Source organism: Streptomyces sp. GESEQ-35 (assembly GCF_017948485.1).
Classification (GTDB): domain Bacteria; phylum Actinomycetota; class Actinomycetes; order Streptomycetales; family Streptomycetaceae; genus Streptomyces.
The window spans coordinates 79,026-92,014 of the sequence record NZ_JAFFSX010000032.1 but is presented as its reverse complement, the minus strand read 5'-3'; the positions used below and the strand labels follow the sequence as shown (position 1 = coordinate 92,014).

13 protein-coding genes are annotated in these 12,989 nt (G+C 70.8%); 6 read left to right on the top strand and 7 right to left on the bottom strand.

Annotation, left to right across the window (positions count from 1 at the left end):
* Positions 1-27 precede the first annotated feature (27 nt).
* Together KCH87_RS41530 and KCH87_RS41525 are read right to left on the bottom strand one after the other, a co-directional pair.
* Positions 28-798: an enoyl-CoA hydratase/isomerase family protein gene (locus KCH87_RS41530; protein ID WP_308299046.1), complete on the bottom strand. Its 771-nt coding sequence runs from the start codon at positions 796-798 to the stop codon at positions 28-30.
* 10 nt (positions 799-808) lie between these two features.
* Complete coding sequence (locus KCH87_RS41525; RefSeq protein ID WP_210593106.1) at positions 809-1,564, bottom strand: SDR family NAD(P)-dependent oxidoreductase; 756 nt, start codon at positions 1,562-1,564, stop codon at positions 809-811.
* 89 nt (positions 1,565-1,653) lie between these two features.
* On the opposite strand from KCH87_RS41525, the gene KCH87_RS41520 reads away from it, so the two are divergent.
* From KCH87_RS41520 to KCH87_RS41495, 6 genes are all read left to right on the top strand, one after another.
* Entirely contained in the window at positions 1,654-2,796 is a 1,143-nt protein-coding gene (locus KCH87_RS41520; protein ID WP_210593105.1) for an acyl-CoA dehydrogenase family protein, read from the top strand.
* 90 nt (positions 2,797-2,886) lie between these two features.
* Positions 2,887-4,377, top strand: a complete 1,491-nt coding sequence (locus tag KCH87_RS41515) for an aldehyde dehydrogenase (protein ID WP_210593104.1) — start codon at positions 2,887-2,889, stop codon at positions 4,375-4,377.
* Between the two features lie 21 nt (positions 4,378-4,398).
* Positions 4,399-5,961: an AMP-binding protein gene (locus KCH87_RS41510; RefSeq protein ID WP_308299045.1), complete on the top strand. Its 1,563-nt coding sequence runs from the start codon at positions 4,399-4,401 to the stop codon at positions 5,959-5,961.
* Positions 5,958-7,109: a thiolase family protein gene (locus KCH87_RS41505; RefSeq protein ID WP_210593102.1), complete on the top strand. Its 1,152-nt coding sequence runs from the start codon at positions 5,958-5,960 to the stop codon at positions 7,107-7,109. Before KCH87_RS41510 ends, KCH87_RS41505 begins: the two co-directional genes overlap by 4 nt.
* Positions 7,106-7,528, top strand: a complete 423-nt coding sequence (locus KCH87_RS41500) for a Zn-ribbon domain-containing OB-fold protein (protein WP_210593101.1) — start codon at positions 7,106-7,108, stop codon at positions 7,526-7,528. The genes KCH87_RS41505 and KCH87_RS41500 overlap by 4 nt, the downstream gene beginning before the upstream one ends.
* Positions 7,525-8,274: a FadR/GntR family transcriptional regulator gene (locus KCH87_RS41495; protein ID WP_308299044.1), complete on the top strand. Its 750-nt coding sequence runs from the start codon at positions 7,525-7,527 to the stop codon at positions 8,272-8,274. Before KCH87_RS41500 ends, KCH87_RS41495 begins: the two co-directional genes overlap by 4 nt.
* A gap of 10 nt (positions 8,275-8,284) precedes the next feature.
* Here the strand turns inward: KCH87_RS41495 and KCH87_RS41490 are convergent, their stop codons facing one another.
* The 5 genes from KCH87_RS41490 to KCH87_RS41470 all read right to left on the bottom strand — a co-directional run bounded on the left by KCH87_RS41490 (position 8,285) and on the right by KCH87_RS41470 (position 12,952).
* The gene (locus tag KCH87_RS41490; RefSeq protein ID WP_210593100.1) at positions 8,285-8,743 is read right to left on the bottom strand and encodes a nuclear transport factor 2 family protein; all 459 of its coding nucleotides are present in this window, start codon (positions 8,741-8,743) and stop codon (positions 8,285-8,287) included.
* Positions 8,744-8,775: 32 nt separating this feature from the next.
* Positions 8,776-9,834, bottom strand: coding sequence for a type III polyketide synthase (locus tag KCH87_RS41485; RefSeq protein ID WP_247197570.1), 1,059 nt, complete (start codon positions 9,832-9,834; stop codon positions 8,776-8,778).
* 172 nt (positions 9,835-10,006) lie between these two features.
* A complete protein-coding gene (locus tag KCH87_RS41480) occupies positions 10,007-11,029 on the bottom strand; it encodes an LLM class F420-dependent oxidoreductase (RefSeq protein ID WP_210593099.1) in 1,023 nt (340 codons plus the stop codon).
* Complete coding sequence (locus KCH87_RS41475; protein WP_210593098.1) at positions 11,026-12,165, bottom strand: acyl-CoA dehydrogenase family protein; 1,140 nt, start codon at positions 12,163-12,165, stop codon at positions 11,026-11,028. The genes KCH87_RS41480 and KCH87_RS41475 overlap by 4 nt, the downstream gene beginning before the upstream one ends.
* Before the next feature lie 19 nt (positions 12,166-12,184).
* A complete protein-coding gene (locus KCH87_RS41470) occupies positions 12,185-12,952 on the bottom strand; it encodes an enoyl-CoA hydratase/isomerase family protein (protein ID WP_210593097.1) in 768 nt (255 codons plus the stop codon).
* Positions 12,953-12,989: the final 37 nt, after the last annotated feature.

Genomic DNA, 12,989 nt, shown 5'->3' with positions numbered 1-12,989 from the left:
CACTTCGTCAAAGTCAGCCAACGTCCGCTACCGGCCGCGGAATTCGCCGGGCCGGCGCTCCCGGAACGCCTTCAGCCCCTCAGCGCGGTCCTCGGCCGAGAACAGCACCGTCACGGCCTCGCGCTCGTACGCGATCGCCGCCTGAAGATCCATGCCGAGCCCGTAGTCGATCAGCCGCTTGCCCGCGGCGAGCGCCAGCGGGGCACCGGCCGCCAGCCGGGCCGCGAGCGCCTCGGCGGCCGCGAGGGCACCGCCGGGCTCGGCCACCTCGTTGACCAGGCCCAGTTCGCAGGCCCGCCCGGCGTCGATCGGTTCGCCGGTGAGGATCATCTGCTTGGCGATCGCCGGCGGCAGCAGCCGCGGCAGCCGCTGGGTACCGCCCGCCCCCGGCAGGACACCGAGCTTCATCTCGGGCAGCCCGAGCAGCGCGCCCAGTTCGGCGACCCGCAGATCGCAGGCGAGCGCAAGCTCCAGTCCGCCGCCGTAGGCGAATCCGTGCACGGCCGCCACCGACGGTTTGGGAAAGTCCTCCAGGAGCGCGTACGTCTCCGTCAGGCGCCCCACGAAGGCACGGAACTGCCCGGGAGCCGTGAACGACTCGATCTCAGCGAGGTCGGCTCCGGCGGAGAAGGCGCGGCCCGCTCCGGTCAGGACGAGGGCCCGGACGTCGTCGTTGTGACGCAAGTCGACCAGGGCGTCCTTGAGCAGGCCGGCGGTCTCGGAGCCGACGGCGTTGAGCCGTTCCGGCCGGTCCAGGGTCAACACGGCGATCCGGTCGCGGAGTTCGACACGCAGCACGCTGCCCACCTCAGACCATCGTGAGGCCGCCGCTGACCGAGAGCGTCTGCCCGGTCATGTAGGCGGCGTCGTCGGACGCGAGGAAGGCGACGACACCGGCGATGTCGGCCGGCTGCGCGATACGGCGCAGCGGGATCGCGCGGGCGGTCGCCTCGTACATCTTCTGGCTGTACTCGGCGACCTGACCGAGCAGGGCGGTGTCGGTGGGGCCGGGGCAGACACTGTTGACGGTGATGCCGTGCCGGGCGACCTCGCGGGCCAGCGTCTTGCCGAAGGCGATCACTCCGCCCTTGGTCGCCGAGTACACGGCCTCGCCGGAGGAGCCGACCCGGCCGGCGTCGGAGGCGATGTGGATGACCCGCCCGCCGCCGCGCTCGATCATCGGGTCGAGGACGGCCCGGGTCATGGTGATCGTCCCGCGGAGATTGACCGCGATGATGCGGTCCCAGTCCTCCTCGCGGCTGTCGACGAAGCGCGCGATCACGTCGACGGCAGCGTTGTTGACCAGCACGTCCACCGGACCCAGCTCGGCGGTCACCCGCTCCACCGCGCCCCGCACCGAAGCGCCGTCGGAGATGTCCGCACCGACTCCCGTGGCGCGGACCCCGTACCGCTCGGTGAGCCCGGCGGCGACCTTGGCTGCGGCCTCCGTGTCCAGGTCGCAGACGGCGACCGCGCATCCCCGGGCCGCGAGCCGGTCGGCGATCGCCTCGCCGATGCCCCGTCCCGCTCCGGTGACGAGTGCCACCTTGTCCCGTTCGCTCACGCGCCCTCCCTGTCCCGACCGCCGATACAGCGCTATCGTATAACTACTTCAGTTAAATAAGCGAGATGTGTGTGAGTGGGGAGCCGAGCATGCGCCGTACGATCTTCACCGGGGAGCACGAGATGTTCCGGGATACCGCTCGCTCCTACTACCTGCGCGAATGTGCCCCGCACGCGGCGGAGTGGGAGCGGGACGGGCAGGTGAGCCGGGCCGCGTGGACGGCCGCCGGCAAGGCCGGGCTCATCGGCTGGCAGTTCCCGGAGGAGTACGGCGGCCAGGGCATCTGGGACTTCCGCTACAACGCCATCATGGCGGAGGAGATGCACGCCACGGGGTCCGTGGGCATCGGACTCGGGTTGCAGAACGACGTCATCCCGCCCTATCTGATGCACCTCACCACCGCTGAGCAGAAGGCACGTTGGTTGCCCGGCGTGACGAGCGGCGAGACGATCTGTGCCCTCGCCCTGTCCGAACCGGCCGCCGGATCCGACCTCAAGGGCATCCGCACCACCGCCCGCCGCGACGGCGACGAGTGGGTGATCGACGGCTCGAAGACCTTCATCACCAACGGCATCCTCGCCGACCTGGTCATCGTGGCCTGCAAGACCGACCCCGAGGCCGGGCACAAGGGCATCAGCCTGATCGTCGTCGAGCGTGGCACCGAAGGCTTCGAGCGCGGGCGCAAGCTCGACAAGGTCGGCATGAAGGCACAGGACACGGCAGAGCTGTTCTTCCACGAGGTCCGTGTCCCCGCCGAGAACCTCATCGGCCAGGAGGGTCGCGGTTTCTACCACATGATGGGCAATCTGCCGACCGAACGGCTGGCCATCGCGGTCGCAGCCCTCGCCTCGGCCGAGCGGGCCTTCGAACTCGCGCTGGAGTACGCCAGGACGCGGGTCGCCTTCGGCCGGCCGATCGGCGAGTTCCAGGCCAACCGCTTCGCGCTCGCCGACATCAAGGCCAGGCTGGGCGCCGCCCGCGTCTATCTGGACGGCTGCATCATGGCGCTCTATCAGGGCGAGCTGACCGCGGAAGAGGCCGCCGCGGCCAAGTACTGGACCACGGAGACCGGCTGGGAGGTCATCGACCGCTGTATGCAGCTCTTCGGCGGCTATGGCTACGTCAACGCGTACGAGATCGCCCGCATCTGGCGCGACAGCCGGGTCCAGCGGGTGTTCGGCGGGACCTCGGAGATCATGCAGGAGATCATCGGGCGCTCACTGGGTCTGTGACGGGCCGGGGCCGGTCCCGCGCATTGATTACCTTCGATAAATAGGTTATCTATTTAACCTGTACGGGCGGGACGGCTCCAGGAGGCATCCGTGGTCACGGTCGACGTGAAGCTGCACCAGGACAGAGCCGAGCGTGACCTTCCCCGGCCGCGGCTGGTCATCGGCGGCAAGGACGTCACCGACGGCAGCGGGGGAGCGTACGAGCACCGGAATCCAGCGACCGGTCTGGTCCAGGCGTACGTCCCGCTCGCGGGCGCCGCCGAGGTGGACCGGGCGGTGGCCGCCGCACGCGGGGCCTTCGAGGTGTGGGGCCGGATGCGGCCGGCCGAGCGGCGCCGTCTGCTGACCCGCTTCGCCGGGCTGATCCGCGACCACATCGAGGACTTCGCGGCGATCTGCCCGCTGGAGAACGGCGTCTGCATCGGCGGCTGGGCTTCGAGCGTCGGGCCGCATGTCGCCGAGTGGACCGAGTACTACGCGGGCTGGGCCGACAAGATCGAGGGCATGGTCGGCGCTGCCTACAGCCCGCACGAGAACGTCGAATACACCATCGCCGAGCCGTACGGCGTGATCGGCCACATCATCACCTGGAACTCGCCCGCGCTGTCGCTGGCGATGAAGGTCCCGCCCTCCCTCGCCGCCGGGAACACGGTCGTGATCAAACCGGCCGAGTCGACCCCGTTCACCGCACTGCTCTTCGTCGACCTCGCCCATGAGGCCGGGATCCCCGAGGGCGTCATCAACGTCGTCACCGGACTCGGCGACGCGGGCGAGGCCTTGGTCTCGCACCCCGGCATCGACAAGATCTCCTTCACCGGCGGCCCCGCCACCGCGCGCCGCATCATGGCGACCGCCGCCCGGAGCCTCAAGCCGGTCCTGTTCGAGCTCGGCGGCAAGTCCGCCAACCTCCTCTTCGCCGACACCGACCTCGACGCGGTCGTGCCGTACTGCGCGGCCTTCGCGATGAGCAACACAGGACAAGGGTGTGCGCTGCCGACGCGGCTGCTGGTCGAGCGGCCGATCTACGAGGAGGTCGTCCAGCGGGTCGCCGGGATCGTGGCGCAGCTGCCCGTCGGCGATCCGCTCGACCCGACCACATACATCGGACCGCTCATCAACGCCACCGCCCGCGACCGCGTCCAGAACATGATCGACAAAGCGCTCTCGGGCGGCGCGGGACGGCTCGTGCACGGCGGCGAACGCATCGACTCCGAGGGCTACTTCGTCACCCCGACCGTCTTCGCCGATGTCGACAACCGCAGCGACCTCGCCCAGCAGGAGGTCTTCGGCCCGGTGCTGGCCATCACGCCCTTCGGCACGGAGGACGAGGCGGTCGCGCTGGCCAACGACACCGAGTACGGACTGTCCGCGTACATCCAGTCCCGGGACATCGGGCGCGTGAACCGACTGGTCCCGCGCCTGAAGGCCGGGACTGTCTACGTCAACCCCGGGCCCAACCCGATCACTTCGCCCACCACGCCCTTCGGCGGCGTCGGCATCAGCGGGTTCGGGCGGGAAGGCGGACGGGCCGGGCTCGACGAGTTCATCCACGTCAAGGGCGTCGGCGTCGGCCGCGTCTGACCGAGCATGGGGAGCAAGTACGTGAATGCCGCCCGCCGTCTCACCTTCGGTGACCTCATCCGCGAGCACCGCCGGTCCTTCCCCGACGCCGTTGCCCTCGTCGACGGCGAAACCCGTCTGACCTGGCCGCAGTTGGACGAGCGCACCAACCGGCTCGCGAACGCGCTCAGCGTGACCGGCGTCGGCCCTGGCGACCGGATCCTCTGGCTCGGCCAGAACTCCTTCCGCATCTGGGAACTGCTCGGCGCCGCCGCGAAGATCGGCGCCATGGTGTGCCCCGGCTACTGGCGCTGGGCGGCCCCCGAGATGGCGTTCGCCGTCGAGGACTTCGACCCGAAGGTGGTCGTCTGGCAGGACGAGGAGATCGGCGAGACGGTCGGCAAGGCACGCGCCGAACTCGGCGAAGGACAACGGGCGTTGTGGCTGTGCCACGACACCGAGGGCGCGGGCTCCTACGAGGACTTCCTGGCCTCCGGCTCCGCCGACGACCCGCGCTCCGACGTCGACCCGGACTCCGCCCTCCTGGTCATCTACACCGCCGCGATCACCGGACGTCAGTCCGGCTCGATGCTCTCCCACCGCAACCTGCTCGCGATGGGCGCGAGCGCGGCCTGGATGGGCGACATCGGCCAGGAGACCGCCTTCCTCGGCGCCGGACCGATGTTCCACATCGGCAACTACCAGTTCTGGGGCGTCCCCGCCTTCGTGCACGGCGGCAGGAACGTGATCGTCCGCCGCGTCGTCGCCGAGGAACTCCTGCCGCTGCTCGCCGCCGAGAAGTGCACCCACGCCTATCTGATGCCCCCGACCATCGCCCAGCTCGTCGCCCTCAACCGCGAGGCAGGACACGACCTTTCACATCTCCGCGCAAGCGTCGCCGCACAGGTCTGGGAGGGCATGGTCCCCACCGACGTCAGCCGCTTCACCCGCAACGGCGGCGGCGAGGGCCGCGGCTACGGCCAGACCGAGGTCACCGGCTTCGCCGTCACAGGCGCCTACGGCGGCGCGGGCACCGGCAACGCGGGACGCCCCGGCCCCAGCACCGCCGTACGCATCCTCGACGAGCGGGGTGCGGAGTGCGAGGTCGGCGAGATCTGCGTCCGCGGTGATCTGGTGCACCTCGGCTACTGGAACCGCCCCGAGATCAACGAGGAGCGCTTCCGCTTCGGCTGGTGGCACACCACCGACCTCGGACGCCGCGAACCCGACGGCACGATCAGCTTCCTCGGCACGACGACCCGCATGCTCAAGTCGGCGGCCGAGAACATCTTCCCGGCCGAGGTGGAGAACTGCATCGAAGCGCACCCGCACGTCAAGGAGGCCGCTGTGATCGGGGTGCCCAACGAACGCTGGGCACAGGACGTCAAGGCGGTCGTGGTCCTCAACGACGGAGCGGCCGTCACGGGCGAGGAGATCATCGACCACTGCCGGTCCCGGATCGCCTCGTACAAGAAGCCGAAGACGGTCGAGTTCATCGACGCCCTGCCGCGCACGGGCGGTTACGCCAAGGACTACGACACGCTCGACGCCCGCTTCGGCGGTGGCGGATACCCCGGCGGCGACACCCTCGGCGCGGGGCGATGAACGACCGCAGGCCCGTCATCGCGGGCGTGTACGCCACCGAGCAGGCGCTGTCGCTGCCGGACCGCGACGCCATGGGCCTCGCCCTCGAAGCGGTGCGCGGCGCGATCGAGGACGCCGGGCTGACCCCGGCGGACGTCGACGGTGCCCAGGTCGACTGGCCGGGCCCGGGCGGCGTACCCGGCGAGGGCAGCTCCTGGGCCCGCATGCTCGGTCGGGACCTGCGGTGGACCAGCGACTCGATGCTCGACAACGCCGGCTCCCGGGGCCTGCTGAAGGCGGCGGCAGCTGTGCGCGCGGGCCTCGCGGACACCGTCGTGGTCGGCGGCTGCAAACTGGTCTCGCGCGGCGCCGGACCGGTCGGCGCCGGGGTGCCGCTGGAGTTCGCGGACGTGTGGGGGAGCTACGTCGTCGCCCAGTTCGCCCTCGTCGCGGCACGGCACATGCACGAGTACGGCACGACGTCCCGACAGCTCGCCGAGGTCGCCGCCACCATCCGCAACAACGGCACGACCAACCCGGAGGCGATGATGTACGGCCGCGGCCCGTACACCGCCGACGACGTCCTCGCCTCTCGCATGGTGGCTACCCCGTTCCACCTGCTGGACTGCTGCATAGTCGGTGAGGGCGGCGCGGCACTCGTCGTGACCACGGCGGAGCGTGCCCGGGACCTCAGGCACCCCGCCGTCGCCGTGCTCGGCGGCGGCATGGAGTACCACCAGGCCGCGTACGCCAACCCGGCACTCCACCGGGAAGTCGGGCAGCTCGGCAGGGACGCGGCGAGCCGCGCCTACGCGATGGCGGGCGTCAGCGCGCACGACGTCGGCGTGTTCTCCCTCTACGACCCCAACTCCTTCGAGATCATCCGCCAGTTGGAGATCCTCGGCCTGTGCGACGAGGGAGAGGGCGGCCCGCTGGCCGCGAGCGGCGCCATCGCCGTCGGCGGCAAGCATCCCGTCAATCCGGACGGCGGCTGCCTGGCGTACGCCTGGAACGGGACCCAGCAGATGACCCTCAAAGTCGTCGAAGCCGTACGGCAGTTGCGCGGCACGGCCGTGCACCAGGTCGAGGGCGCCGAGCTGGCCGTGGTGGGCAACGCCGGGTCGGGGGCGCAGCACTACGAGATGAGCGTGCTGGGGAGGATGCGATGACCGGCAGACCCGTACCCGTACCGACCGCGCTGTCGGAATGCTTCTGGGAGGCGGCCCGGCGCGGCGATCTCGTCGTCCCGCACTGCCCTGCCTGCGAGCTGCGCTTCTTCGTCCCCGAACCCGCGTGCCCCGGCTGTATGTCGGAGGACTGGCGGTACGCACCCAGCGCCGGCCGCGGCACCGTCTATGCGGTGACCGTGGTGCACCGCGCGCCCGGTCCAGGCTTCGAGACCCCTTTCGCACTCGCCGTGATCGACCTCGACGACGGCGGCACCCTGCTGTCCCACGTGGATGCCGGCAACCCCGACAACGTCGTCATCGGCATGCGTGTCCGGGTCGACTTCCGCCCGCTGACCTCGGAGATCACCCTGCCGTACTTCGTACCGGACACCGGTGACCGAAGGAGCTGGACGCCGTGACGAACACGCCGGTACGGGTGCCCAAGATGGCCGAGCTGGTCGCGGCGCAGCTGCGCCGGATGATCGTACGCGGGGAACTCGCCGAAGGGGACGCGCTGCCCGCCGAGACGGCGCTGATGGAGGAGTTCGCCGTGTCGCGGCCGACGCTGCGCGAGGCGTTCCGGGTGCTGGAGTCGGAGTCGCTGATCAGCGTACGCAGGGGAGCCCGGGGCGGGGCGCGGGTGCAGGTTCCGGAGGGCACGGTGGCCGCACGGTACGCGGGCGTGGTGCTGGAGTACCGGGGCACGACGCTCAAGGACGTCTACGACGCGCGTACGGTGATCGAGGCGCCCTGCGCCGGGCTGCTGGCCGAGCGGCGCACGGACGAGGACCTTCGGCGGCTGCGGGCGGCGGTCGCCGAGGCCGAGCTGTTGATGGACGCCCCGTCGGCCTTCATCCGCGCCCATATGGAGTTCCACGCCCTCGTCGTCGAACTCGCCGGCAACCAGACCCTGACCGTCCTCAACGGCATGGTCCGGCACATCATCGACCAGGCCAACTGGTCCCACGTCGACCTCGACGCCGGCAGTTCCGAGAACGTCCGGGCCAACCGACGGGGCTTCCGTGCCCATGTCGCCCTGGTCGACCTGGTGCAGGCGGGCCGTGCCGAGGCGGCGGAGGAACTGTGGCGGGTGCACCTTCAGGAGGCCGAGGACTATCTGCTCCAGAACAAGTCCATGACGACCGTGCTGGACCTGCTCGGCTGAGCCGGGCTCCTCATGCGTCCTCGGCGGGCGGCGGCGACGGAAAGGCCGTGCCGCCCAGCCACACCGGAGTCACCCGCACACTGCTGATGCGCCACCCGCCGTCCTCGCGGAGGTAGGTGTTGTCGTACCAGCCGCCGACCGACCACCAGTGGCTGGGATCGGTCTCGTCCGGCAGGTGGACGGCGTGGAGGTACGAGCGGGAGGCGGCCTCGTCGTCGTCCACGGTGATCTGGTGGTTCGAGGTGATGTGGTGGGTGCGGTGGTAGCGGCCGAGGTCCCGGGCCACGAAGGCGGCGAGTCCCGCGCGCCCCTGGTGCAGGACGCCGGGAAGTTCCAGGGTCCCCTTCTCGCTGAAGAGGGCCGCGTAGCCCTCGAAGTCCTTCTCGTCGAGGCAACTCGCGAAGCGCACCAGCAGGTCGCCGATGGCCATACGGTCGAGGAGCAGGCACACGTCCGCGTCAGAGGGCATCGTCCGGGAGGCCTTTCGTGGAGGTGGAGGGGTCAGGCGCCGCGCAGCAGGGCGGCGTAGAAGGTCAGTCCGGGGCCGAAGGCCATGGCCACGCCGTACCGCCCCGCTGCCAGCGGTGTACGGCTCTGGAGTTCGCGCATCACGAGGGGCAGGCCGGCGGAGGCGCAGTTGCCGTACTCGCCGAGGACGTACCGGGAGAGGGCGACCGCGTCGGCGGTGAGGCCGAGGCTGTTCTCCACGGCGTCGATGATGCGACGCCCGCCCGGGTGAACCGCCCACCAGCCGATGTCGGCGAGGCTCAGCGCGTGGCGTGCCAGCAGGGTGCCCACCGCCTCCGGCACCAGGCGTTCGAGGACGTCGGGCACGTCCGGGGACAGGCTCATCCGGAACCCGTGGTCCCCCACCGTCCACTGCATGTGGTCCTCGTGCTCGGTGTCCGTGTGCGCCATCACGTCCACGATGCTCAGACCGGCGCCGGGACCGGCCGGCGCGTCCGGCTGAACGACGGTGGCCGTGACCGCGTCGCCGAACAGGACGTGCACGACGACCTGGTCGCCGTCCCACGGCGGCGGCTGTAGATGCAGCGACGACAGTTCCGCGTTCAGCAGCACGGCCGGACGCTGCCGGCTGCGCACGAAATTGGCGCAGGCAGCCAGCGCGGGCAGCGCCGCGAAGCACCCCATGTGCCCCACGAGGAGCCGCTCCACCTGCGGCGACATACCCACGTCCCGGGACACCCGGGTGTCCAGGCCGGGTGCCGCGTAGCCCGTCGAGGACGCCACGCACAGCAGTCCCACATCGGCCGGGTCCACGCCGGTGGCGTCCAGGGCCGAGGCGACGGCGTCCTTGCCCAGCGGCAGCGCCTCCTGGAGATAGCGGCGCATCCGGGCGGCCGTGGACCAGCCGCTGAGGTCCTCCAGCAGCGGGCTCACCGCCAGGTGACGGCGTGTGATGCCGGAGTTCTCGGCGATCCGCTCCGCGACCCTCTTGTTCGAGCTGCTGCCCCGCAGATGGTCGACGACATCTTCCTGACGGCAGGTGATGGCCGGCAGTGCCACACCGAATCCGGTGATCACCGGTGACTCAGACATGCGCACCAGGTCCTCTCCCTGCGACTGATCGGAAAGCCTAGGGCGAAGGGGTCGTGGTGGTGGAGGGCGCGCCGGGGCACTGCGGATCAGTGTGGAGCGGGAGTGAGCCGGAGCGAAGGGCGCGCTTCCGGAGCGTCCGGCGCGTAGGCGTTTCACCGCCGCGCCGGGCGGGTCACGGGCTGTGCAGTTCCCGCACGATCGGCTCCCACACCTCGGCGTCGATCTCGTAGGCGGTGTAGAACGACACCCGGTCGACCAGCGCCCCGTACCGCTGCCGTATCTCCGCCGCCAGCCGTTCCGGCTCGGCCACCACCGCGAAGGTGTTCAGGACCTCGTCGTCGACCAGCCCGCCCATCGCCTCCCACTTGTCCTCTCGGGCGGACTTCGACAACGCGTGCAGCTCGTCGCCGAGGTCGCCCCAGCCGTGCAGCTCCAGGACTCCGCGATAGGCGGGCGTGCTGCCGTAGAAGGCGATCTGGCGCCGGGTGCCGTCCACCGCGCGGGTCATCTCCTCCTCGGTGCGGCCGGTGGCGGTGAGGAGGAGATGGCTGACGGAGAAGTCCTCCCGGCTGCGGCCGGACCGCGTGAGCCCGGCCTCGACGGTCGGCAGCGTGACCTCCCGCAGATAGCGCTCCGTGGTGAAGCCGTGCGCGAGGAGCCCGTCGGCGACCTCTCCCGCCACGCGGGTCATCGCCTCACCGACGGCGGCCACGAACACCTTCGGCGCGCCTCCCGGCGCGGGCGGGGGAGCGAAGAAGGGGGACATCAGGGTGTGCGAGTAGAAGTCGCCGCGGAAGTCGAGCTTCTCGCCGTCGTTCCAGGCCGCCCAGATGGCGTGGAGCGCACTGACGTACTCGCGCATCCGGGCCGCGGGCCGGCTCCACGGCATCGAGAACCGCCGTTCGATGTGCGGTTTGATCTGGCTGCCGAGGCCGAGTGAGAAGCGGCCGTCCGAGTAGGTCTGAAGGTCGTGCGCGGTGTACGCGAGCTGCATGGGGGAGCGGGCGAAGGCCACCGCGATGGCCGTGCCGACCTCCAGGCGGCCGGTGTGCTCGGCCGCGAGCAGCAGCGGCAGGAAGGGGTCGTGCTGGGACTCCGAGGCCCACAGGCCGTCGTAACCGGCCTTCTCGTGATGCAGGGCCTCCTCGACGACCTCGGCGGTGCGCCACACATTGAGCTTGCCGTCGACCTTCATGCCGCTCCCTGGGCTCGGATGACGTGCTGTGCGAGGCGTTCGCGGTGGTACGCCGGATCGCCGAACAGCAGTTGTGAGGTCTTGGCCCGCTTCAGATAGAGGTGGGCCGGGTGTTCCCAGGTGAAGCCGATGCCGCCGTGCACCTGGATGTTCTCGGCGGTCGCCTGGAGACAGGCGTCGGAGCAGAAGGCCTTGGCCAGGCTTGCCACGGCGGACAGTCCGGGGTCCTCGCCGTCGGCCGCGAGCAGTGCACAGTGGGCGGCGGCCCGCGCCGACTCCACCTCCAGCAGGACGTCGGCCAGCAGATGCTTGACGGCCTGGAAGGAGCCGATGGGCCGCCCGAACTGGTGCCGCACTTTCGCGTACTCCACGGCCATGTCGAGTGCCTGTCCGGCCACTCCGACCTGCTCGGCGGCCAGGGCGACGGCAGCCCGGTCGAGCACCTCCGACACCAGGTGCCACCCGTCCGCGTCGCCGTGCGTACGCAGCCGGGTCGCCGGTACGTCGTCGTAGTCGAGGCGGGCCTGGCGGCGGGTGGGGTCCATCGTGGGCAAGGGCACGCGGGTCAGGCCGGGTGCGTCACCGGCCACGCAGAAGATCCCGATGCCGTCGTCGCCGGTCCGGGCGACGGTGAGGACGACGTCGGCGGTCGCGCCGTCCAGAACGAACATCTTGTGGCCGCTCAGCCGCCAACTCCCCGCCGATTCCCGCGCGGTGAGACACACCCCCACGGGATCCCACCGCGCGGAGTCCTCGGTCAGGGCCAGCGTCCCGACGAGTTCACCGGAGGCGAGCCCCGGCAGCAGACGCTTGCGCGCGTCCTCGTCGTCCGAGCGCAGCAGCGCGGTGGTGGCCAGGACGGCCGAGGCGAGGAACGGCGCGCACAGGAGTGAGCGGCCCAACTCCTCCATGACGACGCCGACTTCGACGGGTCCGCACCCGGCGCCGCCGTACTCCTCGGGGACCGCGAGACCGTGAAGCCCCAGCTCGCTCCCCATCCGGCGCCACAGTGCCCGGTCGAAGCCCTCCGGGGTCTCCATCAGGCGGCGCACCTCGGTCTCCGGCGAGGTGTCGGCGAGGAACGCCCTTACGATGCGGCGCAGTTCCTCCTGCTCCTCGCTGAATGCGAAGTCCATGTGACTGCTCCCGTTCCGCTCAGCGTGCGCCGCGCGCGGCGATGATCTTCTCGACGGCCGCGATGTGCTCCGGGTCGGTCATGCTGTCCCGCTCCGCGAGCAGTGCCGGTTCCAGTACGGCGGCGATGGCCTGCTCCAGATGGAGGTTCACCGCCCGCTTGGTCTCGCGCAGCGCCCTGACGGGCAGGGCGGCCAGCCGCTCGGCGAGCCGCAGGGCCTCGTCCAGCAGCTTGTCCTTGGGCACAACGCGGTTGGCGATGCCGAGCCGGACGGCCTCCTCGGCGCTCACCCGGTCGCCGAGGAAGAGCAGTTCCTTGGCGCGGGGCAGGCCGACGAGCAGGGGCAGCACGAGCGCGCCGCCGTCGCCCGCGACCAGTCCGACCTGGACGTGCGGGTCCGCGACATACGCGCCGTCGGCGATCAGTACGAGGTCGCTGAACAGGGCCAGACTGCAACCGAGGCCCACCGCGGGCCCGTTCACCGCCGCGATGACCGGCAGCGGGCAGCGGACCATACCGGTGATGATCCGGCGGGCCTCGTCCACGTTCCGCTCCCGGAACGCGGCGTCGCGCTGGACCCTGGTCATGATGTCGAAGTTGCCGCCCGCGCTGAACGCCCGGCCGCGCCCGGTGAGGACGACGACCCGCGCCTCCGGATCGGCCGCCACGTCCTCCCACACCGACGCGAGACCCGCGTGCAGCTCCTCGCTCATCGCGTTGAGCTGCTCGGGCCGGTTCAGCTCGACCAGCTGGACCGGCCCTCGGGCGGTCACCACCAGATCCGTCATCTCCACCGCCGTCGACCATTCAGGAATGAGTCAGTAG